At 72.7% G+C, this 26,086-nt stretch carries 25 protein-coding genes; 11 read left to right on the top strand and 14 right to left on the bottom strand.

The window, feature by feature from the left end; all coding sequences use genetic code 11:
• Positions 1-44 precede the first annotated feature (44 nt).
• From D9598_RS08540 to D9598_RS08530, 3 genes are all read right to left on the bottom strand, one after another.
• Entirely contained in the window at positions 45-3,116 is a 3,072-nt protein-coding gene (locus D9598_RS08540) for an acetoacetate--CoA ligase (protein WP_198366026.1), read from the bottom strand.
• Between the two features lie 226 nt (positions 3,117-3,342).
• Positions 3,343-4,062, bottom strand: a complete 720-nt coding sequence (locus D9598_RS08535) for a 4'-phosphopantetheinyl transferase superfamily protein (RefSeq protein ID WP_198366025.1) — start codon at positions 4,060-4,062, stop codon at positions 3,343-3,345.
• Positions 4,063-4,098: 36 nt separating this feature from the next.
• Entirely contained in the window at positions 4,099-5,100 is a 1,002-nt protein-coding gene (locus D9598_RS08530) for a glycoside hydrolase family 26 protein (RefSeq protein ID WP_198366024.1), read from the bottom strand.
• Between the two features lie 185 nt (positions 5,101-5,285).
• Between D9598_RS08530 and D9598_RS08525 the strand changes: the two genes are divergently transcribed.
• Both D9598_RS08525 and D9598_RS08520 read left to right on the top strand, forming a co-directional pair.
• Positions 5,286-5,828, top strand: a complete 543-nt coding sequence (locus D9598_RS08525; RefSeq protein ID WP_198366023.1) for an NUDIX hydrolase — start codon at positions 5,286-5,288, stop codon at positions 5,826-5,828.
• Between the two features lie 131 nt (positions 5,829-5,959).
• Positions 5,960-6,586, top strand: a complete 627-nt coding sequence (locus D9598_RS08520) for a DUF882 domain-containing protein (RefSeq protein ID WP_198366022.1) — start codon at positions 5,960-5,962, stop codon at positions 6,584-6,586.
• A gap of 22 nt (positions 6,587-6,608) precedes the next feature.
• On the opposite strand, the gene D9598_RS08515 is transcribed toward D9598_RS08520, so the two are convergent.
• The 3 genes from D9598_RS08515 to D9598_RS08505 form a co-directional block, all read right to left on the bottom strand.
• The gene (locus tag D9598_RS08515) at positions 6,609-7,040 is read right to left on the bottom strand and encodes a DoxX family protein (RefSeq protein ID WP_232477025.1); all 432 of its coding nucleotides are present in this window, start codon (positions 7,038-7,040) and stop codon (positions 6,609-6,611) included.
• Between the two features lie 90 nt (positions 7,041-7,130).
• Positions 7,131-7,580, bottom strand: a complete 450-nt coding sequence (gene soxR / locus D9598_RS08510; protein WP_198366021.1) for a redox-sensitive transcriptional activator SoxR — start codon at positions 7,578-7,580, stop codon at positions 7,131-7,133.
• A gap of 62 nt (positions 7,581-7,642) precedes the next feature.
• Positions 7,643-9,451 carry a monovalent cation:proton antiporter-2 (CPA2) family protein gene (locus D9598_RS08505; protein WP_198366020.1) on the bottom strand — a complete coding sequence of 603 codons (1,809 nt, stop codon included), beginning with the start codon at positions 9,449-9,451 and terminating at the stop codon, positions 7,643-7,645.
• A gap of 162 nt (positions 9,452-9,613) precedes the next feature.
• On the opposite strand from D9598_RS08505, the gene D9598_RS08500 reads away from it, so the two are divergent.
• Complete coding sequence (locus D9598_RS08500; RefSeq protein ID WP_198366019.1) at positions 9,614-9,787, top strand: hypothetical protein; 174 nt, start codon at positions 9,614-9,616, stop codon at positions 9,785-9,787.
• Positions 9,788-9,829: 42 nt separating this feature from the next.
• Here the strand turns inward: D9598_RS08500 and D9598_RS08495 are convergent, their stop codons facing one another.
• On the bottom strand, positions 9,830-10,687 hold the full coding sequence (locus D9598_RS08495) for an inositol monophosphatase (RefSeq protein ID WP_198366018.1): 858 nt from the start codon (positions 10,685-10,687) through the stop codon (positions 9,830-9,832).
• The gene (locus tag D9598_RS08490) at positions 10,684-11,625 is read right to left on the bottom strand and encodes a diacylglycerol kinase family protein (protein WP_198366017.1); all 942 of its coding nucleotides are present in this window, start codon (positions 11,623-11,625) and stop codon (positions 10,684-10,686) included. Before D9598_RS08490 ends, D9598_RS08495 begins: the two co-directional genes overlap by 4 nt.
• A gap of 116 nt (positions 11,626-11,741) precedes the next feature.
• Here D9598_RS08490 and D9598_RS08485 point away from each other — a divergent pair, with 116 nt between their 5' ends.
• On the top strand, positions 11,742-12,917 hold the full coding sequence (locus D9598_RS08485) for an NAD(P)/FAD-dependent oxidoreductase (protein WP_198366016.1): 1,176 nt from the start codon (positions 11,742-11,744) through the stop codon (positions 12,915-12,917).
• A gap of 201 nt (positions 12,918-13,118) precedes the next feature.
• A complete protein-coding gene (locus D9598_RS08480; protein ID WP_198366015.1) occupies positions 13,119-14,357 on the top strand; it encodes a polyhydroxyalkanoate depolymerase in 1,239 nt (412 codons plus the stop codon).
• Positions 14,358-14,413: 56 nt separating this feature from the next.
• On the opposite strand, the gene D9598_RS08475 is transcribed toward D9598_RS08480, so the two are convergent.
• Complete coding sequence (locus D9598_RS08475; protein WP_198366014.1) at positions 14,414-14,944, bottom strand: flavin reductase; 531 nt, start codon at positions 14,942-14,944, stop codon at positions 14,414-14,416.
• A 298-nt stretch (positions 14,945-15,242) separates the two neighbouring features.
• Between D9598_RS08475 and D9598_RS08470 the strand changes: the two genes are divergently transcribed.
• A complete protein-coding gene (locus D9598_RS08470; RefSeq protein WP_198366013.1) occupies positions 15,243-15,941 on the top strand; it encodes a dienelactone hydrolase family protein in 699 nt (232 codons plus the stop codon).
• Between the two features lie 16 nt (positions 15,942-15,957).
• On the opposite strand, the gene D9598_RS08465 is transcribed toward D9598_RS08470, so the two are convergent.
• Positions 15,958-16,539, bottom strand: a complete 582-nt coding sequence (locus tag D9598_RS08465; RefSeq protein ID WP_198366012.1) for a GNAT family N-acetyltransferase — start codon at positions 16,537-16,539, stop codon at positions 15,958-15,960.
• Between the two features lie 112 nt (positions 16,540-16,651).
• Between D9598_RS08465 and D9598_RS08460 the strand changes: the two genes are divergently transcribed.
• From D9598_RS08460 to D9598_RS08440, 5 genes are all read left to right on the top strand, one after another.
• The gene (locus tag D9598_RS08460) at positions 16,652-17,506 is read left to right on the top strand and encodes a CoA transferase subunit A (protein WP_198366011.1); all 855 of its coding nucleotides are present in this window, start codon (positions 16,652-16,654) and stop codon (positions 17,504-17,506) included.
• Positions 17,503-18,318: a CoA synthetase gene (locus D9598_RS08455; RefSeq protein ID WP_232477024.1), complete on the top strand. Its 816-nt coding sequence runs from the start codon at positions 17,503-17,505 to the stop codon at positions 18,316-18,318. The genes D9598_RS08460 and D9598_RS08455 overlap by 4 nt, the downstream gene beginning before the upstream one ends.
• Positions 18,315-19,547: a CaiB/BaiF CoA-transferase family protein gene (locus tag D9598_RS08450; protein WP_198366010.1), complete on the top strand. Its 1,233-nt coding sequence runs from the start codon at positions 18,315-18,317 to the stop codon at positions 19,545-19,547. Before D9598_RS08455 ends, D9598_RS08450 begins: the two co-directional genes overlap by 4 nt.
• Before the next feature lie 123 nt (positions 19,548-19,670).
• Complete coding sequence (locus D9598_RS08445; RefSeq protein ID WP_198366009.1) at positions 19,671-21,311, top strand: DUF4214 domain-containing protein; 1,641 nt, start codon at positions 19,671-19,673, stop codon at positions 21,309-21,311.
• A gap of 88 nt (positions 21,312-21,399) precedes the next feature.
• Complete coding sequence (locus tag D9598_RS08440; protein ID WP_198366008.1) at positions 21,400-21,837, top strand: hypothetical protein; 438 nt, start codon at positions 21,400-21,402, stop codon at positions 21,835-21,837.
• A 45-nt stretch (positions 21,838-21,882) separates the two neighbouring features.
• Here D9598_RS08440 and D9598_RS08435 read toward each other — a convergent pair whose 3' ends face one another.
• The 4 genes from D9598_RS08435 to D9598_RS08420 form a co-directional block, all read right to left on the bottom strand.
• Positions 21,883-22,518, bottom strand: a complete 636-nt coding sequence (locus D9598_RS08435; protein ID WP_198366007.1) for a glutathione S-transferase family protein — start codon at positions 22,516-22,518, stop codon at positions 21,883-21,885.
• A gap of 121 nt (positions 22,519-22,639) precedes the next feature.
• Positions 22,640-23,173: a GNAT family N-acetyltransferase gene (locus tag D9598_RS08430; protein ID WP_198366006.1), complete on the bottom strand. Its 534-nt coding sequence runs from the start codon at positions 23,171-23,173 to the stop codon at positions 22,640-22,642.
• A 144-nt stretch (positions 23,174-23,317) separates the two neighbouring features.
• Positions 23,318-24,607: a heme biosynthesis HemY N-terminal domain-containing protein gene (locus D9598_RS08425; RefSeq protein ID WP_198366005.1), complete on the bottom strand. Its 1,290-nt coding sequence runs from the start codon at positions 24,605-24,607 to the stop codon at positions 23,318-23,320.
• Entirely contained in the window at positions 24,607-26,070 is a 1,464-nt protein-coding gene (locus D9598_RS08420) for a COG4223 family protein (protein ID WP_198366004.1), read from the bottom strand. The genes D9598_RS08425 and D9598_RS08420 overlap by 1 nt, the downstream gene beginning before the upstream one ends.
• Between the last annotated feature and the right edge of the window lie 16 nt (positions 26,071-26,086).

Raw genomic sequence — 26,086 nt, 5'->3', positions numbered from 1 at the left:
CAAAAAGGGGGGGGTGCCCGGCTTGGCGCCCCCCTCCCCTCCCCTCAGTCGCGCAGCACCGCGTCCAGGCGGCGCGCCAGGCTCCGCACCTGCGGCTCCTGGATCATGGTGAGATGGTCGCCCTCGGTCGGCAGCAGGGTGAGATTCTCGCCGGCCAGCCGCCGCCAGGTCGGCAGGATGTCATAGGTGCCGCCCTGCATGGCGTGGATCAGGGTGACCTTCCCGGCATAGGGCCGGGGGCGGTAGTTGCGGGTCGCCAGCATGATGCCGCCCCGCACCCGGCGCAGATCCTCGGGCAGATGCGCATCCGCCGTCAGGTCGCCCACAAGGTCGAGATGCCGCGCCGGCCGGCCCAGCCGCACCCGCGCGCGGTCCAGCAGCATCATCCCCTTCTTGCCGAGGAAGTCGAGATTGCCCCGCAGGCCGCGGGTCCGCATGTCGCGCGCCACCCGCAGCGGGCGGGAGACGAGGTGGTGCATCCGCTGAGGCCCCGGCAGGAAGCGGGGATGCACGCTGGTGTCGATGGCGATCAACTGCTCGACCACCTCGCCCTCGCGCCGCAGCCGCTGCGCCATCTCCAGCGCCACCAGCCCGCCGAAGGAGTAGCCGCCGAGCCAGTAGGGCCCCCTCGGCTGCGCCTCCCGCAGGATGCGGAGATAGTCGGCCGCCATGGCATGCACGCAGCTCTGCGCCGCGCCGCCCGGCTCCAGGCCCTGCGCCTGGATGCCGTAGATGCGGCGCCCGGTGCGCAGCGCCCGCTGCAGCGCCCAGAGCTCCATCACCCGGCCGGCCATGCTGTGGATCAGGAAGAGCGGCGGGCCGGCCCCGGCCTCGCCCTCGCGCATGACCACCAGCCGGCCGCCTGGCGGGGCGGGCTCCGGCGCGTCGACCAGCGCGGCGAGCGCGGCCACGGTGGGCGCGCGCAGCAGGGTGGTGAGCGGCAGGCGCACGCCCTTCACCCGCTCGATCTCGGCGAAGAGCCGCGCCGCCAGGAGCGAATGGCCGCCCAGCGCGAAGAAGTCGTCCTCCGCCGCGATCGGGGCGATGCCGAGCAGTTCCTGCCAGAGCTCCCGCAGGAAGTTCAGCGTGCCGGCCGCCGCGGCGCGGGCCGCCAGGGGAGAGGCCAGCGGTGCGTGGCGCAGCGCCGGGTGGTGGCGCAGCGCCTCCAGGCATCCGGGATTGGCCAGGGCGGAGAGGTTGCGCACCGGCAGGCCGTTCACCGCGTCGCGCATCGCCGCCTCGGACGGCTTGCCGGTATGGGTCACCGGCAACTCCGCGACCTGCAGGAAGAGGTCCGGCACATGCGCCGCCGAGGCCTCGCGCGCCAGGGCGCGGCGGATCTCGGCGATGAGCGGGCCGTCCAGCGTCCGCCCCGCCTCCAGCACCAGGGCCAGCACCGCCCGGCCCTCGCTTGCCACCTCGGGGTCCCGCTGCAGCACCACCATGGCGTCGCGGATCTCGGGGAAGCGGCGCAGAACGCGGTAGATCTCGGCCGGGCCGATGCGGATGCCGCGCACCTTCATGATGCCGTCGGACCGGCCATGGATGCGGATGCCGCCCTCCGGCGTCGCCTCCGCCAGGTCGCCATGCGTCCAGACGCCCGGATTCTGCGCGAAGTAGGCCTGATGGAAACGGCTGCCGTCCGCATCGCCGTGGAAGCCCAGGGGGCGGGACGGGAAGGGATTGGCGCAGACCAGCTCGCCCACGGCGCCGGGCCGGTCCTGCCCCTCTTCCGAGAGCACGCGGACATCGAGGCCGAGGCTGCGGGCCTGGCTCTGCCCGGCATGCACGGGGCGCTGCGGATGGCCGAGCACGAAACAGCCGATAATGTCGGTGCCGCCCGAGATCGAGTGCAGCGGCAGGTCGCCCACCTTCCGCCGCACCCAGTGATAGCGCGCCTCGTCCAGCACCGAGCCGGTGGAGAGGATGACGCGCAGCGCCGAGAGGTCGTGGTCCCGCGCCGGATGCAGCCGGGCCGTCTCGGACATCTTCAGATAGCCCGGGCTGGTGCCGAAATGCGTCACCCGCTCCTGCTCCACCAGCGACCAGAGCGTGTCGGCCTCGGCGATCGGGCCGCTGTAGGTGACGATCTCGGCGCCCGAGGCCAGGGCGGAGAGCTGCCAGTTCCACATCATCCAGCCGCAGGAGGTCTGGAAGAACAGCTTGTCGCCGGGCCGCAGCTCGCTGTGCAGCCGGTGCTCCTTCACATGCTCGATCAGCGTGCCGCCGGCCCCGTGCACGATGCATTTCGGCTGGCCGGTGGTGCCGGAGGAGAACAGGATGAAGAGCGGCTGGTTGAAGGGATGCTCCTGCCACGCCGCCTCGGCCCGCACGGCGGCGCACAGGGCCGCGGCATCGTGCAGCGGCAGCAGCAGTTCCGGGATCTCGGCCGGCCCGTCCAGCGCCACCACGCCGCGGCAGGCGGGCAGGCCCCGCGCCACCTGGGCCAGGCGCGTCGTCAGGGCGAGGCCGGTATCCTGGGCGGCCGGCCGCAGATGGGCCAGCAGCAGGACAGGGTCGAGCTGCGCGAAGCGGTCGAGGATCGCCTCGCTGCCCATCTCCGGCGCGGCGGTCGAGAGGGTGGCGCCCAGCGCCGCGACGGCCAGCGCCGCCACCACCGCCTCCGCGTCGTTGCGCATCACGGCGCCGACGCGGTCCCCGGGGCGGAGACCGAGCTGCTGCAGCACGGTGGCGAGCCGCGCCACCCGCTGGCGCAGGGCGCCCCGGCTGAGGCGCTCGGCCGGGCGGCCCGGCACCAGGGCGGTGACGGCGGGGGCCGCGTCGTCCCAGCGGGGCGAGAGCAGATTCGCCGCGTAGTTCAGCCGGAGGCCGGGGAAGAAGCGTGCCGTCTCGCAATCGTCGCCGGTGCAGACGGGCTCGGCCTCGCCGCTGCAATCCAGGCCGGACCAGCGCAGGAAGGCACTCCAGAAGCCGCGGTAATCCTGCACGGCGTAGCGTTGCAGCGCCTCCGGCCCCGCCGGCTCCGCCAGCAGCCCCTGGCCGGCGAGCCAGGCGGCGAATTCGGCCATCTGACACCCCAGCATGTCGGCGACGGAGGGGGTGTGCAGAACCGTTTCCGGAGCCGCCTCGCCCAGCTGCTGCGCTTCTCGAATCACCGGCAATCCGTCCATCTCACGCCACCCCGCACTCATTCCGCCGCAAGGATCGTCTTTAATTTTCCCATCCGCAATGAATTGGGGCAATCATCTCAATTAGTTGAATTTTGGCTATTTTTCGACGCATTGCCTGTCGGGCGCCGTAACCTATTGGAAATGAGCGCCCTTGCCGGTGCAAGCGCGATTTGCGCTGCAACGCAAAAAACCTCGTGATGCGGGCATTGCCTCAGATTTCGATCTGTTCCGAGAGAATATGGCCCAGGCAGCGCGCCGGCCGCGCAGAGGCGGCCACCGCCAGGAGGTGGTCCGGCGGCCCCTTGGGCGTGTCGATCCACCATCCCTGCTCCGACAGGGTGCAGAGCCGTGTCGGGTCGCGCGAGAAGCCCTGCCCCTCGGCCTTCAGCCGGGCTTCCTTGCGCGTCCAGAGCCGCAGGAAGGTGGTCCCGCGCGATGCCACGTCCTGCGCGTCCAGGAGGCGCCGCTCCGCCGGGGAGAAGACGAGGCTCGCGGCTTCGAGCGGCGGATCGGGCCGCAGCGGCTCGAGGTCCACCCCCACCGCCCGGCCGCGGGCGAAGCCGAGCAGCGCCCAGTCCCCGGCGTGGGAGAGGTTGAACTGCAGCCCCGGCGCCGCATCCCCCGGCCCCTGCCGCAGGGCGGGCTTGCCGGCGGGGCCGCGGATCAGGCCGATTCCCGCCGGCGCGCGACGCAGATAGCCGCCGAGCAGCCGGCGCAGCGCCAGATGCGCGGCCAGATAGGCCTGGCTCAGGGCGGGGCGGCGGAAGGCGGCGGCGCGGGTCCGCTCCTCCGGCGCCAGCAGCGCCATCGCCGCCGCCCCGACCGGCGCGTCCAGCCTGGCGAGCCAGAGATGGATCTCCCCGGGCGGCAGCGGCGGCGGGTCGGCCGCCGCGCGCGGCGGCCAGGGCCAGGACAGCTCGCCCACCGTCATGCCCGCCGGCCGGCGCGGCCGGGGGGATGCCGGGGCTCAGCGCCGCGGCGGCGAGGCCTCGGCGCGGCTGGCGGGGCAGAAGGTCTCGCGGAAGGCGCGCGCGGTGGCGGGCCACTTGCCCGAGGAGAGGCGGCCGGCATAGTCGGCGTCGGAATTCCAGTAGTTGTGGTAGAGCACGTTGTGCTGCGCCATCCATTCCTGGAACAGCTTGATAAAGGGCGCCGCGTTGTCGCCCTGCACGCCCCATTCCGAATAGGCGGTGGGCTTGCCGCGCGCGCGGGCGAAGTTCTCGACATAGCGCAGGCCCCAGCGATGATCGCGGATGCGCTCGAAGGCGGCCACAGGATCGCGCGGCAGGTACTCGTGCTTCCAGTAGAAGTCCATGCCGATGATGTCGACATAGTCGTCACCCGGATAGGCCGTCGCGGGGTCCATCCGCTCCCCGTAGTTGAAGTTCCATTCGAAGCGGAACTTGTCGGACACAGATCGGAAGGAATCGACGATGTGGCGGAAGGTGCGGATGAAGTCCTCCTCCTTGCCCTCCGCCGCCCAGGGGAACCAGTTGCCGTTCATCTCCCAGCCCAGGCGGATGCGGATGGTGCCATCCGCGAAGGGCTTGGTCTCGGCCAGGGCGCGCGCCGCGGACACGTAGTAGCGGTTGTAGCGCCCGCTGGCCGCCTCCTTCAGGCTGGAGCCCCTGGGGATCATCGCCACCGACCACAGGGTCGGCCGGTCCAGCGCCTTGAACTGGTTGATGAACCATTGCGGCCAGCCGATGCCCTCCCAGCTCGCCTGATCGGTGAAGACCAGAAGCTGGTCCATCGGGCAGCCGAACCACTGCTCGAATTCCTCGACGAGCTTCGGGTCGTTCGCCGCATAGGCGCCGATCGGCACCCGCCCCTCCGCGCGCGCCCCGACGGCCGGGCCGAGGCCGAGGGCCGCCAGCACCGACAGGGCGAGAGCCAGGCGGCGCCGCTTCCCGGCGGCGGGGCTGAGGGCGGTGTGCAGGGCCGTCCGGCCTGTCGCATCGCGGCGCATGGCAAATCCTGTTTCATCGGCCCCATGGGGCGGGCCCAAAGGGCGTTGCGGCGGTTGATCGTCCCAACGATAGAGACTGATCGCTCAATTTGCGATGGTCCCGCGTTCACGCCCCCGCCAGCCGCGGTTTCGTGAAGCCGGCGCGGCGCCTATCCTGCTGCCCGCAAACAGATCCCGGAGCGGGCATGAGCGAGGAGATCGTCACCCTGAGCAGCCGGGTGGCCTATGAGAACCGCTGGCTGCGGCTGCGGGAGGATCGCACCCGCCTGCGCGACGGTTCGGAGGGTCTCTACGGCGTGGTGGAGCGCCCCGACTTCGTCATCGTCGCTCCCTGGCAGGAGGGCTGCCTGACGCTGGTCGAGCAGTACCGCTACCCGGTGCGCTCGCGGCAATGGGAAATGCCCATGGGCACCTGGGAGACCCGCCCGGAGGTGACGCCGGAGGAGGTCGCCGCCGCCGAGCTGCGCGAGGAAACCGGGCTGGTGGCCGGGCATCTGCTGCGGGTGGGGACGATCTTCCAGGGCGCCGGCTACTGCAACCAGCGGGGCCATGTCTTCCTGGCGACCGGCCTGCGCCAGGGCGAGGCGGCGCGCGAGGCGTCGGAGCAGGACATGATCTGCCGCGCCATCCCGCTGGCCGAGGTCGAGGCGATGATCCGGGACGGGAGGCTGATGGATGCGATGAGCATCGCCGCTCTTGGCATGCTGAGGATCCACGGCCTATTGTAAGGAAACCCACAACCCCGAATTGCGACGTATCGTATCAATATTAAGAATTCGGTTCATTTTGCTTATTTTCTGATCCCAATCGCGTGAAATGGGCTTATCGCGGCGGCCCGGTCTGCCTTAGGGTCCGCGCCATGCGTCGCCGGACCCTCTTTCTCGCCGCCACTCTCGCCTCCGTGCCGGGCCTGGCCCTGGCCGCCACGCGCCGCAGCCGCCCCGCCGGGCCCGAGCCCCGCCGCATCACGCTGCGCCATGCCGCCAACGGGAACCGCTTCAGCGGCATCTACCACAACGGCATTGCCCCGGATGCCGCCGCCATGGCCGACATCTCCGAGGTGCTGGCCGATACCCGCACCGGCGCCATCCGCGCCTTCGACCCGGCGGCGATCGACATCCTCTGGGATCTGGGCGCGCGGCAGCGGATGACGGAGTTCCTCATCCTCTCCGGCTACCGCACGCCGGCCACCAATGCCGCGGTGCATGGCGCGGGCGACAGCCAGCATCTGCGGGCCGCCGCGCTGGACATCCAGGTGGCCCCGGCCCGCCTGCCGGATTTCGTCGAGACGGCGCTGCGCCTGCGGCGCGGTGGGGTCGGCAGCTATCCGCAGCAGGGCTTCGTGCACATCGATTCCGGCCCGGTGCGCAACTGGGGCGGTGACGGCACCCTGCTCGCCGCGGCCCGGGCGCCGGTCCGTGTCGATCCGCGTGTCGAGCGGATGAACCGCATGGCCGAGGCCTGGGCCTCCACCCGACGGCGCTGAGGCGCCCGGGGCTGCCCACCCCTCAGAACCGGCCGCTCCGCCGGGACAGGATGGCGGCCAGCGCCAGCCCGCCGATCACCGAGACATGCTCGAGCGCCACCGTCAGGTCCCGGAAGGCCTCCTCCCCCTCGCGCGCCCAGAAGGGATGCGCCACCGGAATGGTGAGCAGGGTGAAGACGGCCAGGGCCAGGGCCGCCGGCCAGACCGCCCGGTTCAGGATGATGAGCAGCGAGGCGCCGAGTTGCAGGACCAGCGTCGCCAGGTTCACCGCCCAGCCCGGCGACAGGCCGAAGCCTTCCATCACGGCCGCGCTGGCGCTGAAGTCCAGCAGCTTGGCCAGGCCACTGGTCCAGAAGACGAAGGTCAGCAGGATGCGCGCCAGGAGGCCGAAGGCGCGGGATTCGAGGATGCCGGCGATGGCGGTGGGCGCCGGGGCGCCAGGGGGGCTTCGCAAGATCGGTTCTCCGGTTCTGCGCGCGCGGGGCGCGGCCGGAGCCCGTCCTAGGACCTCAAGCCCGGTTGAGGTCAAGCCCGGTTCGGCGCCTCAGCCGAAGCCGGCCAGCCGGCGCGGACCCGGCCCCTCCCGGCCCAGCCGGTCCTCGGGGTTGCGCAGCGGGCAGTCGCGCAGCGACAGGCAGCCGCAGCCGATGCAGCTGGTCAGCTGGTCCCGCAACTGCACCAGGCTGTCGATCCGCTGCTGCAGCATCCCGCTCCAGTCGGCGGTGAAGCGCCGCCAGTCCTCCATGCTCGGCGCATGGTCCTGCGGCAGCCCGGCCAGCGCCTCGCGGATGGTCGCCAGCGGGATGCCGGCCCGTTGCGCGATGCGGATGATGGCGACGCGGCGCAGCACGGCGCGGTGGTAGCGGCGCTGGTTGCCGGAGGTTCGCCAGCCCTCGATCAGCCCGCGGGCCTCGTAGAAATGCAGGGTCGAGACGGCGACGCCGCTGCGCCGCGCCACCTCCCCCACGCTCAGGCCCTGGGCCTGCGGGCTCATCGGGGCGGGACCTCATCCATGGGTGAGGTTATAGGGCGGGGAGACGCCGCTCGCGAGCCGCCTCACTCCTCCCGCATCGCCACCTCGGCCTCGGGGTTGAGCGCCCGTCCCTTCCGGCGCGGCGCGGTCAGCGGCCCCGGCACCGGGCGGTTGCCGTGCATCAGGTCGCGTCCCGCCTGCAGCCCGCCGCAGAGCTGCAGGTCGAGCCGCGCGGCGTCGCGGCGGCGGATGTCGCGCATGAGGTCGGCCGCCTCCTCCTCCGGCACGCCGAGGCCGGCCAGGGCGGCGGCGCCCATGGCCATGGCGGATTCGAAGGTCTCGCGGATCTCGTAGTCCACGCCCTGGCGGATCAGGTCGAGGGAATGGCCGCGGTCATAGGAGCGGACGAAGAGCTTCGCCTGGGGGAACTCCTCCCGCGCCAGGGTGACGATGTGGTCCGCCGCCTGCCGGTTGTCGACGCAGACCAGGATGGCGCGCGCCCGCCCCGCCCCGGAGGTGCGCAGGACATCGAGCCGGGTGCCGTCCCCGTAATAGACCTTGAAGCCGAAGCTCGCGGCGGTGCGGATCATCTCGGTGCTGGATTCGATGATCGAGAGGTCGATGCCGCGCGCCAGCAGCCCCTGGCTCGCCACCTGCGCGAAGCGGCCGAAGCCGATCATCAGCACCTCGCCCTCCAGCGCATCCGCCTTGTCGATTCCCTCCAGGGAGGGTTCGGCGCGGCGCGGCAGCCGGGCGGCGAGCAGCACGGCGGGCGGGGTCAGGGCCATGGACAGGATGATCACGGCGGTGAGCAGCGCGCCGGTGCGCGCGTCGATCACGCTGCCGGCCTGCGCCGCGGCGTAGAGCACGAAGGCGAACTCGCCGCCCTGGGCCAGCACGGCGGCGCGGCGCAGCGCCTCCCGCCCGCCCGCGCCGAAGGCCCGGCCCACCAGATAGACGCCCGCCGCCTTGGCCAGCATCAGCACCAGCACGCCCACCACGATCAGCGGCCAGTCGCGCACCAGCACGCCGAGGTCGAGCGACATGCCGACGCCCATGAAGAACAGGCCGAGCAGGAGGCCCCGGAACGGCTCGATATCGGTCTCGAGCTGGTGACGGAACACCGATTCCGAGAGCAGCACCCCGGCCAGGAAGGCGCCCATGGCCATGGAGAGCCCGCCCAGCTCCATGGCCAGCGCGGCACCCAGCACCACCAGCAGGGCGGCGCCGGTCATCACCTCCCGCGCCCCGGCGGCGGCGAGCAGCGCGAACATCGGGTTCAGCAGCCAGCGCCCGGCCGCGAGCAGCGCCGCCAGGCTGCCCAGGGCGATGGCGACATGGAGCCAGCGGTCGCCCTCGGCCTGGGCCGGCCCGAGCAGCGCCACCAGCGCCAGGAGCGGCACGATGGCGAGATCCTCCAGCAGCAGGATCGAGACGATGCGCTGCCCCGCCGGGGTGGCGGTCTCGCCCTGCTCGTCCAGCACCTGCATGGCGATGGCGGTGGAGGAGAGCACGAAGCCCATGGCCGCCACGAAGGCCACGGCGGGGCTGAAGCCGGCCAGCCAGATGATGCCGGTCAGCAGCGCGCCGCACACCGCCACCTGCGCGACGCCCAGGCCGAAGATCTGCCGCCGCAGGCCCCACAGGCGGGAGGGCTGCATCTCCAGCCCGATGACGAAGAGGAACATGACGACGCCAAGCTCGGCGACATGCAGGATCGCCTGCGGGTCGGTCACCACCCGCAGGCCGAAGGGACCGATGGCCAGCCCCGCCGCCAGGTAGCCCAGGACCGAGCCGAGGCCCATCCGGCGGAACAGCGGCACCGCCACCACCGCGGCCGCCAGGATGCCGACGACCGGCCCCAGCTCGCTTGCATATCCCTCGGCGGCCATGCGGCGATCCCCCCCGGCCGCCGCCACCGGCGGCCTCTCCGCCGATCATGCCAGATCGCCACTCCTCCGCCACGCCTCCCGGCCGCGACCGGGAGAGCGGGCAACCGAAAAGGCGGCGGGCGGTTAAACCGGAAGTCACTAAATCATGCTTGGATGCAAGCCATGTTCGCCGCCCTGTACAGCCAGCCTGATCCCCGCCCCGAGCCGCCCGCCATGCCGCAGCGTGCCGTGGACCAGTGGCTGCGCGAGACCTTCCACCGTGCCTACGACCTGCCCGAGGACGCGCCGATCCCGGAGGAGCTGCTGCGGCTGGTCCGCGCCGCCTCGCAGGGCTGAGGCCGGCGCCGCCCAGCCGCGCCGTCCCGGCCCCGCCCTGCCTCAGGCGAGCGGGGCGCCTCCGCCCTCCGGGCGGTCCGCCTCCCCGGACAGGCGGCACAGTTCGGCCACCGCCTCCGGCCGCCCCAGCACGACCGGCCGCCGCCACGTCGCGGGGTCGCCCTCCCCGAAGCTCTCGAAGACCTCCCATCCGTCCGGCCCCAGCGTGCGGATCTCGCCGCCGGCGGCGCGGACCAGCGCGAAGCCGCCGGCGATGTCCCAGACATTGGGGTGCTCGAAACGCGCCACCTCCAGCAGGCCGGCGGCGACGAAGGCACATTCGATGGCAGCCGAGCCGGTGCGCCGCGGCTCCCATAGCGCCGGCGCGCGCGAGGCGGAGGCATCGGCGAAGCCGCCGAGGCGGCGCCGCACCGCTGGGTTGAAGGCCGCCGCCACCGCGGTGCCGTCGAAATAGAGGCTGCCGCCCCGCACCGCGTGATACACCCCCGCGCGCAAGGCATGGCTGGAGGCGCACCAGACCGCCCCCGCCACCGGCACGCCCCGGTGCAGCACGCCGACCGAGCCCGCGAACATCGGGAAGCCGTTGATGAAATTGGCCGTGCCGTCCACCGGGTCCAGCGCCCACACGGTCGGGCTGCCCCGCGCCGGCCGTTCCGTCATCTCCTCGCCCAGCACGTCGTGGTCGGGAAAGGCCTCGGCCAGATGGGCGCGGATCAGCCGCTCCACCGCCTGATCGACCTCGGAGACCGGGTCACGCAGGGTCGCCTCCCCTTGCCGGCCGGGCTTGTAGGCCACGGCCAGGGCATGACCCAGCGCCGCCGACATCTCGCGCCCGGCGAGCCCAGCCATCTCCACCGCCATCCGGCCAATGGCCGACAGCGCCTCCGCGTCCAGCGTCATGCGCGCCTCTCCCCATCCGGTCCCTTGGCCGGTCCCTTGGCCTGTCCCGTGTCCGGTTCCAAGTCCGGCGTGTTCCGCTCCGCCGCGGGCGGCACCAGCACGCGCAGCCGCTCCTCCTCGATGCCGAGGACGACCCGCATCGGTGCCTCGCGCGAGACGCATTCGTCATCCAGCCGACAGGGGCCGCCGGGCCATTCGATGACAATCCGGCCGGCCCGCTGCACATCGGTCGGCGCCTTTCCCTTGTCGGGGCGCTCCAGCCAGCGCAGCATGGCCTCGCGGCGTTCCGGCGCCAGGGTGACGAGATCGAGCAGCCCGTCCCCCGGGTCGGCCTCCGGCGCCAGCGGCAGGTTGGGGCCGAAGAGCGGGATGTTCATCACCTCGACCAGCAGCGTCTCGACCTCGCGCGGCTGGCCATCGGCCTCCAGGCGGAGGGTCACCGGCTCGGCGCGGCGCAGGATGGCCCGGAAGGCGGCGCGGCCGGCGGCGACACCCTCCAGCCCCTGCCGGTCGGCCTCCTGCACCGCCTCCGCGAAGGCGCCGAAGCCGGCGGCCTCGACGAAGCGGCGGCAGCCCCAGGGCCCCTCGGCGAAGGCCACGGCGAGCCGCCGCTCCTCGGCCTGCCGCCACTGATCGGCAAAGGCCTCCGGCGAGGCCCAGCGGCCCATGGCGCGCGCCAGGTTGTTGGCGGTGCCGAGCGGCAGGATGGCGAGTGGCCGGTCGCGGCGCGGCAGGCGGGCGGCGATCTTGCCCACCGTGCCGTCACCGCCGGCCACGATGACCATCCCGCTCTCCTCCTGCAGCCCGTCCTCCAGGGCGTTGCCGCGCGTCGCATGCGGCTGGCTCGGAAGGCCGGCCCGGCACAGGAGCCGCGCTAGCGAGTCCGTGGAATGGTCTTCATCCCCGGCGGAGGGGTTGTGGAACAGCGTGGCTTTCATGCCGCGTTAACTCCGCGCCATCTTTCCCGTTCCACCCGGTTCCGGACGGGGCGTGAAAAACGCCAGGGCCGAGGCCGCGATTGCCGGGACGGCGCGGCGCCTCTAAGGCGGGGGCGATGCGGGATTTCGATGCGATCATCCTCGGCGCCGGCGCGGCCGGGCTGATGTGCGCGCTGCGCGCCGGGCAGCGCGGGCGGCGCGTGCTGCTGCTCGACCACGCGGCCCAGGCCGGCTCCAAGATCCTGATCTCGGGCGGCGGGCGGTGCAACTTCACCAACCTGCACACGGCGCCGGACCGCTTCTTCTCGGCCAATCCGCATTTCTGCAAATCCGCCCTGGCGCGCTACCGGCCGACGGATTTCCTGGCGCTGGTCGGCCGGCACCGCATCGCCTGGCATGAGAAGACGCTGGGCCAGCTCTTCTGCGACGGCTCGGCGCGGCAGATCGTCGCCATGCTGCTGGCGGAATGCGAGGCGGCGGGCGTGACGCTCCGTCTCGGCCACCGCGTCGCCGACATCGGGCGGGATACCGCTTACTACCTGGACACCGACCATGGCCGCTTCACCGCCCCGGCCCTGGTCCTGGCCACGGGCGGCCTCTCCATCCCGAAGATGGGCGCGACCGGCCTGGCGCACGACACCGCCCGGCGCTTCGGCCTGCCCCTGACCGACATCCGCCCCGGCCTGGTGCCGCTGACCTTCGAGGGCGAGGCGCTGGCGCTGATGCGGCCGCTCTCCGGCCTCTCCCTGCCGGCGGTGGCCCGGGCGGGGCGGCACGCCTTCCCCGAGGCCGTGCTCTTCACCCATCGCGGCCTCTCCGGGCCCGCCATCCTGCAGGCCTCCTCCGCCTGGCGGGAGGGGCAGGCGCTGACCCTGGACCTGTCGCCGGGCGAGGATGCCACCGCCCGGCTGCTGGCCGGCAAGCAGGCCCGCCCCCGCGCCGAGCCGCGCAGCCTGCTCGCCGAGATGCTGCCGCAGCGCCTGGCCCAGGCCCTGGCCGCCGCCTGGCTGCCCGCCGGCATCCTGGCGGCGCAGACCGACCGCGACCTGAAGCGGACCGGCGCCCGGCTCAACGGCTGGAGCCTCCTCCCCTCCGGCACGGAGGGCTACGCCAAGGCCGAGGTGACGCTGGGGGGCGTGGACACGGCGGCCCTGTCCTCGCGCGACATGCAGGCGCGCGCGGTACCGGGACTCTTCGTCATTGGCGAGGCGGTGGACGTGACCGGCTGGCTCGGGGGCTACAATTTCCAGTGGGCCTGGGCCAGCGGCCACGTCGCCGGCGAGGCCCTCTGAGAGGCCGTCCCGGAGGCCAAGCGGACCAGACCCGCCCCTGACGCATGGGCTCCATGCAACCAACCAGCCCGCCCCAGGCTTGACAGATTGTTGACGGATGGCTTCGCACTATGGCGTGCTCGCGTCGCGGCCCCCTGGCCCGGCGGGGTGGCGAGCGAGGCGGCCCGACTGAGGGGCCGGAACCGGGAGAGACGCGGGCAGATGATGTATTCCCTGTATCAGGCGCAGCAGGATCTCCTGACCCCGATGCGCCTTTTCGCCAAGGGCACCGGGGCGGTGCTGCGCCAGTTCGACAGCGGCCGGCCCGAGACCTTCATGCTGCGCCAGTTCACCGCCGCGCTGGAGCTGGTCGGCAGCAGCGGCATCACCCATACCCGCCCCCCCTTCGGCTTCACCACGGTCATGCTCGGCAACGAGGAGGTGGCGGTGGAGGAGGAGGCGGTGCTCTCCACGCCCTTCGGCACCCTGCTGCACTTCCGCAAGGACTGCGCCGTCAGCCAGCCCAAGGTCCTGGTGGTGGCGCCGATCTCGGGCCACTTCGCCACCCTGCTGCGCGGCACGGTGCAGGTGCTCCTGCCGGACAACGATGTCTACATCACCGACTGGACCAATGCGCGCGACGTGCCGCTCTCGGCCGGCCGCTTCGGGCTCGACGAGTTCATCGACCACGTCATCCGCTTCCAGGAGGAGATCGGCCCGGGCGGGCATGTGCTGGCGGTCTGCCAGCCGGCCGTGCCGGTGCTCGCCGCCGCCGCCGTCATGGCCGAGGCCGGGAACCCCGCGACGCCGGACAGCATGGTGCTGATGGCCGGCCCGATCGACACCCGCGTCAGGCCCACCCAGGTGAACCGCCTGGCCCAGGAGCACGAGATCGCCTGGTTCGAGCGCAACCTGATCGAGACCGTTCCCTGGCGCTTCCAGGGCAGCGGCCGCAAGGTCTATCCGGGCGTGCTGCAGATCAGCGCCTTCATCTCCATGAACCTGAACCGGCACGTGACGGCGCATCAGGAACAGTACCGCAACCTGGTCGGCGGCGACTCCGAGCTGGCCGACGCGCACCGGCGCTTCTACGACGAATACCTCGCCGTCATGGACATGCCGGCCGAGTTCTACCTGCAGACGGTGAAGTCGGTCTTCCAGGACCATGACCTGCCGCTCGGGCACATGACCCATCACGGACGCCCGGTGCGGCCGGAGGCGATCACCCGCACCCGGCTGCTGACGGTGGAGGGCGAGCGGGACGACATCTGCGCGGTCGGCCAGACCTCGGCGGCGCTCGCGCTCTGCGCCAACCTGCCGGCGGCGCTCAAGCACAACCACGTGCAGCAGGGCGCCGGGCACTACGGCGTGTTCAGCGGGCGCCGCTGGGCCAATGAGGTCTATCCGATGGTCCGCCGCGCCATCCTGGGCGAGCCCTTCCCGTCGCGCCTCGCCTCCTGAGCCGGGAGCGGCGGCTCTCTCCCGCGCTCTGGCGGAACGCGGGCATCCTCACCCGATCAGGTGCTTCCGCCTGATCGGGACCCGCTCGGGCCGTGCTCCCGCCCGATCGGGTGGTATTCGCGGCCCCACCAGATCAGCCCCGGCCCGTGCTCGCCCAGGCGGATGCCGCGGATCTGCGCGAAGAAGACACTGTGGGTGCCCTTCTCCAGCACCTCCTCGATGGCGCAGTCGAGCGACACGGCCGAGCCGTCCAGCACCGGCGCGCCGGTCTCCAGCCGGCTCCAGCGGCCGGCACGGAAGCGCTGCTCCGCCGTGGCCGCGCCGGTCAGCCCGGCAAAGACGTTGGAGATCTCCTTCTGCTCGGCCGTGAGGACGTTCACGCAGAGCACGCCATTGGCCTTGATGGCGCCGATCTGGGTGCTGTTGCGGTTGATGCAGACCAGCAGCGTGGCGGGATCGTCGGTGACGCTGCAGACGGCGCTGGCGGTCAGGCCCGCCCGCCCGGCCGGTCCGTCGGTGCTGATGATGCTGACCGCCGCGCCCAGACGCGCCATGGCTTCGCGGAATTCGGGGCGGCTCACACTCATCGGTCGGAAATCCCTGCGCTGGAAGCGGCATCCCTTCGCATCGGCCCGCCGCCGCCCCGGCGCCTCGTCCCGGCGGGTCCCGCTTCCCGAGCGGACGGTGCCGTCCGGTCAGGATCTGCTCAAGGCCCGGAGATGGGGTGCTGGGCGGCGCCTTGCCAAGGGCCGCGGCGCCGGCCGGCTGGCCCGGTGCCGGGCGGAAGCATGACGCGCCGGTGAAAGCCTGACCACCCCCTCCTTCCGCCACGGCGCCATCCGGCTATCCTGCCCCCCTCGCCAAAGCAGCAGGGAGCGCGCAGCAATGCCCGAAATCACGATCCAGGCCTCCGATGGCAGCGGCAGCTTCGCCGCCTACCTCGCCATGCCGAAGCAGGTCCCGGCCGGCGCGGTGGTGATGATCCAGGAGATCTTCGGCGTGAACCACGCCATGCGGTCGCTCTCGGACTGGGTCGCCGACATGGGCTTCATCGCCATCTGCCCCGACCTGTTCTGGCGCCTGGAGCCGGGCGTGCAGCTGACCGACGGCAGCAAGGAGGAGTGGGACCGCGCCTTCGAGCTGATGAACGCCTTCGACCAGCAGAAGGGCGTCGAGGACCTGAAGGCGACGCTCGCCGCCGTGCGCGTCATGCCCGGCTGCAACGGCCGCGCCGGGACCATGGGCTTCTGCCTCGGCGGCCGCCTGGCCTTCATGATGGCGACCCAGTCGGACGCCGACTGCAACATCTCTTACTACGGCGTCGGCATCGACGGCCTGCTGCAGGACAAGGACGGCATCGGCAAGCCGCTGCTCCTGCACATCGCCGAGAAGGACCGCTTCGTGCCCGAGGAGGCGCGGAAGAAGATCCAGGCCGGGCTGGCCGGCAACAGCCATGCGGCGGTGCATGTCTATCCGGGGGTCGATCACGCCTTCGCCCGCATGGGCGGCCATTCCTGGGACGGCCGCGCGGCGACCATCGCCAACGGCCGCACGGCGGAGCTGCTGGCGAAGGCGCTGGGCTGAGCGGCGGCACGGGGTCCTATCCCCCGAGCCGCGCCTCGATCCAGTCCGGCCGGCGCAGCCGGTAGAGCAGGTGGCGCCGCATCGGATGCCCCTGCGGCAGGCGGGGATGGTCGAAGGCGCCGTCCCGCCGCATGCCCAGCCGCTCCATCAGGCCCCAGGAGCGGGTGTTGCCCGGCAGGGTGAAGGCGACGATCTCGTCGAGGCCGAGCGGCCCGAAGCCATGGGCGAGCGCGATCCGCGCCGCCTCCTCGGCATAGCCCTGGCCCTGGAAGGGTATCGCCAGGCGCCACCCGATCTCGACCGGCGGCACGGCGGCGTTGCTCCAGGGGATTTCGGCCCAGGGGATGCGCGCCAGGCCGCAAAGCCCGATCAGGCCCGGCTCCGCATGCCGCTCCAGCGCCCAGAAGCCGTAGCCGTGCTCCGCGAAATGCGCGCCGATACGGTCCATGAAGGCATCGGATTCGCCCCGGTCCAGCGGCGCGGGAAAGTGGCGCATCACTTCGAGATCGGCGTTCATCGCGGCAAAGGCCGGCCGGTCCGCCGCGTGCCAGGGGCGGAGGCGAAGACGGGGGCCGCTCAGCGTCACGGGGTCTGCCATGCGCCGGAGGCTAGCCGGAAGCGCGGCCCGGAGGCCAGCATCCCCCCTCCCCCTCGGCGCCGATGGGACTATGCTGCGCCGCCGGGCAAGAACGTTCTGGAAGGGAGTGAGCATGACCCAAGCGGCCGAGACGGCCCCCGCCTTCGAGACCCCTTCCGTGGAGGCGCTGGCGGCCCGCATCCCGGACGGGGCGATGGTGGCCCTGCCGCCGGACAACTCGCTGCCCTCCGTGGCGCTGGCCAAGGCGCTGATCCGGCGCGGCGCGCGCGGCCTCCGGCTGCTCGGCGTGCCGGTCTCGGGCTTCGCGACCGATCTGCTGATCGGCGCCGGTTGCGTGGCCGAGTTGCAGACCAGCGCCGTCAGCCTGGGCGAGGCCGGCTTCGCCCCGCGCTTCGGCGCGGCGGTGCGGGAAGGCCGCCTGGTGCTCCGCGACGCCACCTGCCCGGCCATCCACACCATGCTGCAGGCGGCGGAGAAGGGCGTGCCCTTCATGCCGCTGCGGGGCATCCTGGGCAGCGACATCCTGGCGCACCGGCCGGACTGGCGGGTGATCGACAATCCCTTCGCGCAGGGCGGCGACCCGATCGTGCTGCTGCCGGCGCTCTCGCCCGACTTCGCCCTCTTCCACGCCGTGCTGGGTGACCGGCACGGCAATGTCTGGCTCGGCCGGCGCCGCGAATGCGCCACCATCGCCCATGCCGCCAGGCGCACGCTGGTGACGGTGGAGCGGCTGCACCCCGGCAACCTGCTGGAGGATGAGCGGCTGGCGCCGGGCACCATCAGCGGCACCTATGTCGAGGCCTTCGCCGTGGCGGAGCGCGGCGCCCATCCGGTGGCCCTGCTCGACGAATACGGCTTCGACGCCGCCCATGTCGCCGCCTACGCCCGCGCCGCCCGCACCGAGGAGGGCTTCCGCGCCTGGCTCGCCGAGCATGTGCTGGACGCCCGGCTGGAGGCCGCGGAATGAGCGGCGCCCTCCCCCCCGGGGAGCGGCTGGCCGCCGCGATCGCCCCCGAGGAGCGGCTGGCCGCCGCGATTGCCCCCGAGGAGCGGCTGGCCGCCGCTCTGGCCCGCCTGATCCGCGACCCTTCCGCGCCGCCGGCGCGTCACATCGCGGTGGGCGCCGCCTCGCCGATCCCCGCCGCGGCCTGCTGGCTGGTCCGCAAGGGTGGGCAGGAGGTGCGCCTGTCGCTGCTGCACAAGCGCAGCGGCAATCCCTTCACCGAGGGCACGCGCGAGCTGTTCGACCTCACCGGCCAGGGGCGGATCGACCTGTTCTTCCTGGGCGGCGGGCAGATCGACGGCCAGGCCAACATCAACCTGGTCGGCACCGGCGAATGGCCGGGGCGCGAGGTGCGCTTCCCCGGCAGCTTCGGCAGCGCCTTCATGTACTTCATGACCCCGCGCACCATCCTGTTCCGGGAGGAGCACTCGCCCCGCGTGCTGGTGGAGAGGGTGGACAATGTCTCCGCCCCCGGCGTCTCGCCGCCGGGCGTCTTCCGCCGCGGCACCGCCCAGGCGCTGGTGACCGGCCGCGCGGTGTTCCGCTTCGACCCCGCCCGCGCCCGCTTCGCGCTGGAGAGCGCGCATCCCGGCGAGGATGCCGCCAGCATCCGCGCCGCCGCCGGCTTCGACTATGACGAGCCGGCCAGCCTGCCCGTCACGCCCGACCCGACGCCGCGGGAGCTTGCCCTGCTGCGCGGCCCGGTCTGTGACGAGATGCTGGAGACCTATCCCGAATTCTGCGCCCGTGTGTTCGACAGGAGAGCCGCCGCATGACCGATGCCCTGCCCACGACCGAAGGAAAGGGCCTCGCCGCCTCGGCGGGCGCCCTCGCCGGAATCAAGGTGGTGGACCTGACCCGCGTGCTCGGCGGACCCTACTGCACCATGATCCTCTCCGACCACGGCGCCGAGGTGATCAAGGTGGAGCCGCCGCAGGGCGACGAGGTGCGCGAATGGGGCCCGCCCTTCCAGGGCGACGCCGCCAGCTACTTCATCGGCGTCAACCGCAACAAGCAGTCCATCGCCCTCGACCTCGCCAGGCCGGCGGGGCGCGAGGTGCTGCTGAAGCTGCTCGAGGATGCCGACGTCCTGGTGGAGAACTTCAAGCCGGGCTCGATGGAGAAGTGGGGCCTCGGCTACCAGGAGGTGCTGAGCGCGCGCTTCCCGAAGCTGGTGCATTGCCGCGTCTCCGGCTTCGGCGCCACCGGCCCGCGCGGCGGGCTGCCGGGCTATGACGCCATCATCCAGGCCATGTGCGGGCTGATGTCGATCAACGGCACGCCGGAGACCGGCCCGGTGCGGATGGGCACGCCGATCGTCGACCTGGCCACCGGCCTCTACTCCGCCATCGGCATCCTGATGGCGCTGCAGGAGCGCAACCGCTCCGGCCAGGGCCAGTACGTGGACATGACGCTCTACGACTGCGGCACCGCCCTGCTGCATCCGCAGGCGGCGAACTACCTGCTGAACGGCCGCCGCCCGGTCGCCACCGGCAATCCGCATCCGAACATCGCGCCCTATTCGAAGTTCCGCACCCGCACCTGCGAGATCTTCGTCGCCGCCGGCAATGACCCGGCCTTCCGCAAGTTCTGCGCCTTCCTGGGCCTGGAGGGGCTGGCGGAGGACCCGCGCTTCCGCACCAATGGCGACCGCGTCACCAACCGCGCGGCGCTGACCGAGGCGCTGGAGGCGCGGCTCTCGCAGGAGGACGGGCACGCGCTCTGCGACCGCATGCTGGCCGCGGGCCTGCCCGCCGGCCCGGTGCTGAACGTGGACGAGGCGCTGGCCGAGCCGCACACCGCGCATCGCGGCATGGTCACGGAGCTGGGCGAGTTCCGCGCCCTCGGCACGCCGATCAAGCTCTCCCGCACGCCGGGCGGCACCCGCGCGCCCTCGCCCGCCTTCAACCAGCATGGCGAGGCGGTGCTGAAGCGGCACGGCTATACCGACGAGCAGATCGCGGCGCTGAAGGACGAGGGCGTGCTGGTCGAGAAGCGGCGCTGACCGCGAGGCCGCGCCCCCAAGCTGTGCTCCCCGGGGCCGCACCCCCCGGGAGAGCCCCGGCGCGGTCAGGCTTTCTTCACCGCCTCCCTCCACCCTCACCGGGATCGGAAGGAGGGGGTGGCGGTGCAGTTGCTGGTCTCGGGCGAGGTGCCCGGCGAGATCCTGGAGAACGGCCGGGAGGGCGATTGGCTCGCCGTCCTGACGCCCGCCGTGACGGAGGGCCTGCTGGAGGCCCGGCTGACCGGCCTCGGCGCGCAGTATTTCGAGGCCAGCTACGACGCCCTGCTGGGCCAGGTCCTCATCACGCCGGTGATGGCCTTCGACCGCGAGGCCTATGCCTCGGGCACCGACCCCGTCTTCACCTTCGGCCTGGAGCTGTTCTACGCCGAGGGCTGGCGCGCGGCCGACCGGAGCTGGTCCGTCACGCTGCGCGGCTATGACGACGCGCCGCCCAGCCGGGTCTATTTCCAGACCGGCGGCACCGTGCTGGAGAACGACATCGGCGGCATGATCGGCCAGTTGCGCGGCGCCGACCCGGACACCTCGGACGGGCTGCTGACCTTCAGCGTCGCCGGCCTCGACATCGCCGATTTCGAGATCGTGGATGGAAAGTTCCTGAAGCTGCTCCCCTGGCGCGACCTGCTCGGCAAGGGCGGCACCACCATCCAGGTGATGATCGAGGTCTCGGACGGCCGCAACGAGGCGAGCTTCCTGCTCGACGTGAAGGTAGAGAACAGCTCGACGGAGGAGGATACGCCGGCGCCGCCGGCCTTGCCGGAATCGCCGCCCCCACCGGAATCGCCGCCCCCACCGGAATCGCCGCCGCCGCCGGAACTCCCCCCCTCACCGCCCGAATCGCCACCCGAATCCCCGCCCCCGCCCGCCGCCACGCCGCTGGACAACCCCTTGCCGCCGCTCATGCCGGCCGCGAGCCTGCTGCGCATCCAGGTCGAGGCCTCCGCCACCCTGCTCTCCAGCCTACGGCTGACCTGGCTGGCCGAGCGCATCGACACCGACCCCTGGGGAGGGCTGCATTCCAGCCTGTCCGCCGGCGAGATCCTGTGGCTCGGCGCCACGGACCGGCTGCAGCTCACCCAGGCCGGGGGTGGCCTGCCGGACTACCTGCCGACGGCGCAGGAGGGGCTGATGGTGCGCATCCAGGCGATGGAGGATGGCACCGCCCTGGCCGAGGTCGCCGCCATCCTGCTGGCCAGCGACGCCTTCCTCCCGCAGTTCGGCGCCAGCCTGGGCGCGACCCTGGCGCAGGGGCTGCGGCAGCTCGCCATGGGCCATCCCGCCGGCCCCGCCGAGCTGGTCCTGGCGCTGGACGGGCCGCTCGGCGTCTCGGGCGGCATGCCGCTGCCCGCCCTGGACGGAAGCGGCCCGGCCTTCGCCCCCGACCCCGCCGCCGACCCGCTGGGCCATCTCGTCGCCCTGGCGCATGCCACCCTGCTCGGCCGCGCGCCCAGCCCGGCCGAGCAGACGCACTGGGCGGGGCTGGTGGGCGGCGGCCAGCTGGACGCGGAAGGGCTGATGCGGGCCCTGCTGGAAGGGCCGGAGTTCCAGGCCCTGCCGGAGGCCGGATCCGACCATGGTTTCGTCGCCATGATCTGGGAGAACCTGACCGGCGAGGCGCCCGACGCCCTGCTGGTCCAGCACTGGACCGATCTCCTGGCGGCGCATGTGCTGGACCGGGCGGAGATGGCGCTGGCCCTCGGCCTGGGCCTCACGCCGGAGCAGGCCGGCCACGGCGGAATGGCCTGAGGGCGGCGCGTGGGGCGGCGGCCCGGAATAACTTGCGAACCATTCTCAATTTCGGCAGCCTGAACCGGATACCGGCGGAGCTGCCCCCATGGCGACACATGGCCTACCCACCTGGCCCTGGACCGATCAGGAAGCCGAGACGCTGCCTCTGGCCGAGGCCGTCCTGCTGGAAGCCGTGCGGCGCTGGGCGGAGGCGGCGCGGCGTGGCCGCCCGGGCCTGCCGGAGTTGCGCCTGCCGCTGATCGCCGAGGGTGCCGGCACCGCGGCCGGGCCGCTCGACGCCGCCCTGCGCCTCATGCCCGCGGGCCTCGTCATCGGCGGAGTGTTGGAGTCGCGATTGCGGGGCGACGAGCCGGCCCTGCTGCTCGCCTTCGCCCTGGCCCAGCGGGCGCCGCGGCGCGAGGCGGTGGCGGCGCTGCTGCGCCTGATGCCGCCCGGCCCGGCCTGCGCCGCCATCCTGCCCGCGGTGGCGCTCGGCCTGGCCTTCCGCCGCGGCGGCCTGCTGCTGCGCCGACCGCTGCGCTAGGGTGAAAACCCAATCAGGGATGACCGCAATCGACCCAATGCAGTCTTAGGTAGCCGTTTCGAGGACGCTAGGACGGTCCGCAAGGCGCTGCCACCATTCCCGCAGTCCAGCATGCGGGCGAAGTAGATCCTCAGCTTCGGGGGCGGCATGGAAGTAGGCGAACATCGGAATTGCATGAAGGTCAGCCAACGTCAGTACTGAGCCTGCCAGGAACGGACCCGTACCTCTGATGCCGGCCAAAGCCTTCAAGCAGGCGGTCGCCATGGGAATGGCGGCCTGAACTTTCGCCTCATCCGGGATTTGGCCGCGCTTGGGAACGGATACCCGCTCCACGAAGATGCCTCGAACCAGGGAGGGATAGGCGTAGGAATCAAGGATGCTGATGACCTGATTGGTCCTGGCGCGGGCTTCGGCGTCCTCCGGCTGGAGGGATGGGCCGGCAAACACCTCATCGACGTAGCGCATGATCGCTCCAGCCTCGTAAAGATTAAAGCTGCCGTGTTCAAAAGCCGGGATGCGGCCGAACGGCTGGCGGGCGAGGTAATCAGCCGGTGGACCCCCAGGCGCGAACACATCCACAGGCACCAGGGTGTAAGGTACGCCTTTCTCGGCGAGGGTCAGACGGACCGCACGCACATACACGCTGTAGGACGCTCCGTAGAGGATCGGTTGTTCGTTCATTGTTGCCCCTGACCAGGGCATCAGCATAGGCCAGACAAGCCATGGTGAGAGTCGGGATTCCACCCTTCCCGGCGCTGGCCTTGAGCCGGGGGCTATAGCGGCAGGCGACCCAAACCGGTCCTTAGAGGCACCCTCTCCAGTGGTAAGCCGCCGTGCGTAGCTCCTGGCGGTGTCGCCGGTAGAGGAAGCGGTCCATCTCCGGCACGAAGCGCACCACCTCGAAACCAGCCTTCTCAAGCACGCGCTGCGACCCCGCGTTCGCCGGATGAGCGAATGCCCTCACCTCTGGCAGCTGTAGCGTTTGATCCGCCACGCTCATGCAGGCAGCGACCATCTCCGAAGCGTAGCCCTGTCCCCAGGCCGATGGATGGAAGAAGTAGGCCACCTCGACGCCCCAGCCTGGATCGAACGGGTCATCGTAAAGCCCACCCCAACCGATAATCTGCCTGTCCGATTTGGCCACGATGGTCCACGGCGCGTAGCCGTCCCGGCGGCGGCGCCATTCGTGGACGGCGACCCGGCGATGACACTTCCGCAAGGAGGCATCGACGTGGGTGTGCTGCATGGCCTGGGCGTTACCCAGGAATCTGAACAGAGCCGGCACATCCGTCAGGCGCGGTCGGCGCAGGATTAGTCTCGGCGTTTCAACGTCCATCCTCGGCCCTCCTGCTGAAAGTGCCGTGGTTAAAGGGATAAGGCGTCCACCTGAAAATGTCCGCTCCCCACCCATTCCACCCCTCCTAATTGGGTTTTCACCCTAGAGCGGATCCCGATCAGGGGAAGCCCCGCCGCCGCCGGATCAGGGCGCGGCGGTGGCCAGCGGCGCCGGCAGGTTCGCCTGGCCGCGTCGGCCCCAGCGGATCTCGCCCACCGTGCCGCAACCCTCGCAGAGCGGGGCCCAGGCCGCGTGCGGGCGGTTGCAATGGCCGCAGAACCATTGCGGCGCCGCCGGCGCCTCGGCGGCGGCCCGCAGCCACTTCGCCTCGGCCAGACGCCCCTGCGGCGTGTCGCCCTGCTCCGTCCTCTCCAGCTCGACCAGCAGCAGATAGCCCCGCTTGTCGATCTCGCCCGATTGCGCCAGGGCCTCCAGCTCGCTGCGCGCCCGTCCCGTCAGCCCGGCCTCCAGGGCGAGCCGCGCCAGCAGCAGGCGGCTTTCCGGATGCGCCCGGTTGCGCGCCACCAGGGCCTCGCCCAGCTTGACGCGGGCCAGGGGGTCGGCCTCCCCCTCCAGATAGGCCTCGGCGATGTCCGGCTGCGGGGCGGCCAGCCAGCCCTGCTCCAGCACGGTGCGGGCGCGCTTCTCGGCCTTGGCGCCGCGCATCCGCGCCGCATGCGCCACCACGCCGGGGGCGAAGGCCGGATCGGCCTTGAAGGCCTCGCGCTCCAGCTCGGCCTTGCGCGCCTCCTCGGCCTCCTGGCCGGCGGCGGCCAGGGCGAGCGGGGCGCGGGCGGGGCCGGCGCCGGCCAGCGCCAGTGCCTCGCCCCAGTTCTTCGTGCGCCGGGCGAGCAGCGCCCGCTCCTGCCGCAGCCAGGTGGTGCCCGGCTGGACCGCCTCGGCCTCCCGCGCCAGGGCCTGCGCCGCCTCCCAGTCCTCACGCTGGATCGCCTGCCGCAGCAGGCCGCGCAGGCCGAGGAAGCGGGCCTCCGGCTGGCGGGAGAGGATGTGATAGGCGTCGGAGGCCGACTCCTCGCGCCCCGCCATGCGCTCCGCCTCGGCGATCAGCACCAGGAGCTGCGGCTTGTCGCCCACCAGGCGGCGGGCCCGCAGCGCCTGGTTGCGCGCGCCGTCGGCATCGCCGGCGGCCAGCGAGACCAGGGCGCCGGTCAGCGCCGCCTCGGCCCGGGCGCGGTTGCGCGCCTCGCGCCGGGCGCGCAGCCGGGCGGGATAGTGGATGATGCCGCGCACCAGGGCGATCAGCAGCAGGAGCACCAGGAAGAGCGCCGCCAGGGCCAGCAGCAGCACCGGCAGGGAGACGGCGATGAAGAACTCGCCCACCCGCACTTCGACCCCGCCGCCGAGGCGCATCAGCCCCCAGGCGGCGCCGACGACGACGAGGCAGACCAGCAGCAGCCAGAGGGCGCGGCGCATCAGCCCTGCCCTCCGGCGCGCAGCGTCTCGAGCGCGGTGCGCGCGGCGAGCAGCCCCTTGGCGCGCGACAGCCAGTCCTGCATCGGCGCGCGCACCGGCTCGGCCAGGGCCTCGACGCGGCGGACCGCACCGCCGAGGTCGCCCGCCTCCAGCGCCCGTCGCGCCGCCTCGATCTCGCCGCTCACCGCATCGCCCCAGACGACGGTGTCGCCCCGCCGCACGGTGACCAGGTTGCCCAGGCGGGTGGCGGCGGATTCCCAGACGCTCTGGCCCTCGGTCACGGGCTCGGCGCGGGCGGCGGCGGCGCGGGCGGCCTCCTCGAAGGAGAGGCGCAGCCCGGCGAGCGTCGGCGGGGCGCTCTCGGCATAGCGGCGCAGCGCTTCGGGCGCCGCCTCGGGCAGGCCGGACAGCGCCGGGCCGAGCGGCCGGCCGGATTCCAGCAGCGCCTCGGCGGCGGTGCTGCCGACCAGCCGGGCGAGGCGGCGCTCGGCGGCGGCCAGGCGGGTCTCGCGCTGCTCCAGATTGGCGAATCGGGCATCCAGCTCGCGGTCGCGCGCCGCCAGCTGCTGCTGCGCCGCCTCCTGCGCCGCGGCGATGCGCTGCTGCAGGGAGGTCTCGACGGCGGCGAAGCGCGGGCCCAGGGCGGCCTCGGCGGCCGCGACCCGCTGGGCGAGTTGCGCCTCGGCGCCGGTGATGCGCTGGGCCAGCGCCTTCTCCACCTCGTCGATACGGGCATCGGCATGGCGTTGCAGGGCCTCGCGATCGCTGCGCAGCGCCTCCAGCCGGCCGCGTAACTGCTCCAGCGTGGCGTCGCGCTCGCGCTGCAGGGCCTCGGCCGCGTCGAGGCGCTGGCCGAGGCGGGCCAGCGGGCCGCTCTCCAGCGCCGCCAGCCGCTGCGGCACCGGCTGCAGGGCGGCGAGGCGCTGCTCCAGCGCCTCCACCCGGGCGGGATCGACGGACGGCTTCCGGGACCGGTCGGTCAGGCCGACACCGAGGGCGATCAGCGCCAGCACGCAGCCCAGGGCCGCGACCGGCAGCCCATAGGGTTCCATCCGCTCCCAGCGCGACGGTGCGGGCGGCTTCTGCCCGCCGCCTCCGCCACTGCCGCCCGCCGGTTCGCGGCGCGGACCCGCGCCACTGCCCGGAGCCGCCGGCGCCGCGGAGGCGGCCGGGGCGGCCGGCGCCTCGCCGCTGGCGGAAGGCGGTGCCGGGGGGGTGGCATCCGGGGAGGCCGTTCCGGGCCGGGCCGCCGGCTGCGCCGCCTCGGCCTGGGGCGGCCGGGGCGGGATCGTGGTTTCCGGGTCCGCCGGCGCGCCGGCAGGCCGGGCCTCGGAGGCCGAGAGAGCCCGGGGCGGAATGGCCTGGGGTGGAATGGAGGGGGTCTCCCGCCCTCCCTTGCGGCCGGCGCCCGGCCGGCTGCCGGTGGCGTCACCCCTGGGGCCATTCTTCGGCGTGTCGCTCATCTCTCTCTCCTGCCCC

Origin of the sequence: Roseomonas sp. KE0001 (assembly GCF_016107285.1) — a bacterium.
Classification (GTDB): Bacteria; Pseudomonadota; Alphaproteobacteria; order Acetobacterales; family Acetobacteraceae; genus Pseudoroseomonas.
This window is presented reverse-complemented; position numbering and strand designations above follow the sequence as displayed.

Coding starts and splice junctions, on each gene's coding strand:
- D9598_RS08480 (WP_198366015.1), top strand. CDS start 13,119: ATGATGTATTCCCTGTATCAGGCGCAGCAGGATCTCCTGACCCCGATG.
- D9598_RS08535 (WP_198366025.1), bottom strand. CDS start 4,062: ATGACGGTGGGCGAGCTGTCCTGGCCCTGGCCGCCGCGCGCGGCGGCC.
- D9598_RS08450 (WP_198366010.1), top strand. CDS start 18,315: ATGACCGATGCCCTGCCCACGACCGAAGGAAAGGGCCTCGCCGCCTCG.
- D9598_RS08485 (WP_198366016.1), top strand. CDS start 11,742: ATGCGGGATTTCGATGCGATCATCCTCGGCGCCGGCGCGGCCGGGCTG.
- D9598_RS08500 (WP_198366019.1), top strand. CDS start 9,614: ATGTTCGCCGCCCTGTACAGCCAGCCTGATCCCCGCCCCGAGCCGCCC.
- D9598_RS08490 (WP_198366017.1), bottom strand. CDS start 11,625: ATGAAAGCCACGCTGTTCCACAACCCCTCCGCCGGGGATGAAGACCAT.
- D9598_RS08505 (WP_198366020.1), bottom strand. CDS start 9,451: ATGGCCGCCGAGGGATATGCAAGCGAGCTGGGGCCGGTCGTCGGCATC.
- D9598_RS08440 (WP_198366008.1), top strand. CDS start 21,400: ATGGCGACACATGGCCTACCCACCTGGCCCTGGACCGATCAGGAAGCC.
- D9598_RS08475 (WP_198366014.1), bottom strand. CDS start 14,944: ATGAGTGTGAGCCGCCCCGAATTCCGCGAAGCCATGGCGCGTCTGGGC.
- D9598_RS08525 (WP_198366023.1), top strand. CDS start 5,286: ATGAGCGAGGAGATCGTCACCCTGAGCAGCCGGGTGGCCTATGAGAAC.
- D9598_RS08495 (WP_198366018.1), bottom strand. CDS start 10,687: ATGACGCTGGACGCGGAGGCGCTGTCGGCCATTGGCCGGATGGCGGTG.
- D9598_RS08435 (WP_198366007.1), bottom strand. CDS start 22,518: ATGAACGAACAACCGATCCTCTACGGAGCGTCCTACAGCGTGTATGTG.
- D9598_RS08420 (WP_198366004.1), bottom strand. CDS start 26,070: ATGAGCGACACGCCGAAGAATGGCCCCAGGGGTGACGCCACCGGCAGC.
- D9598_RS08520 (WP_198366022.1), top strand. CDS start 5,960: ATGCGTCGCCGGACCCTCTTTCTCGCCGCCACTCTCGCCTCCGTGCCG.
- soxR (WP_198366021.1), bottom strand. CDS start 7,580: ATGAGCCCGCAGGCCCAGGGCCTGAGCGTGGGGGAGGTGGCGCGGCGC.
- D9598_RS08530 (WP_198366024.1), bottom strand. CDS start 5,100: ATGCGCCGCGATGCGACAGGCCGGACGGCCCTGCACACCGCCCTCAGC.
- D9598_RS08470 (WP_198366013.1), top strand. CDS start 15,243: ATGCCCGAAATCACGATCCAGGCCTCCGATGGCAGCGGCAGCTTCGCC.
- D9598_RS08455 (WP_232477024.1), top strand. CDS start 17,503: ATGAGCGGCGCCCTCCCCCCCGGGGAGCGGCTGGCCGCCGCGATCGCC.
- D9598_RS08460 (WP_198366011.1), top strand. CDS start 16,652: ATGACCCAAGCGGCCGAGACGGCCCCCGCCTTCGAGACCCCTTCCGTG.
- D9598_RS08465 (WP_198366012.1), bottom strand. CDS start 16,539: ATGGCAGACCCCGTGACGCTGAGCGGCCCCCGTCTTCGCCTCCGCCCC.
- D9598_RS08425 (WP_198366005.1), bottom strand. CDS start 24,607: ATGCGCCGCGCCCTCTGGCTGCTGCTGGTCTGCCTCGTCGTCGTCGGC.
- D9598_RS08430 (WP_198366006.1), bottom strand. CDS start 23,173: ATGGACGTTGAAACGCCGAGACTAATCCTGCGCCGACCGCGCCTGACG.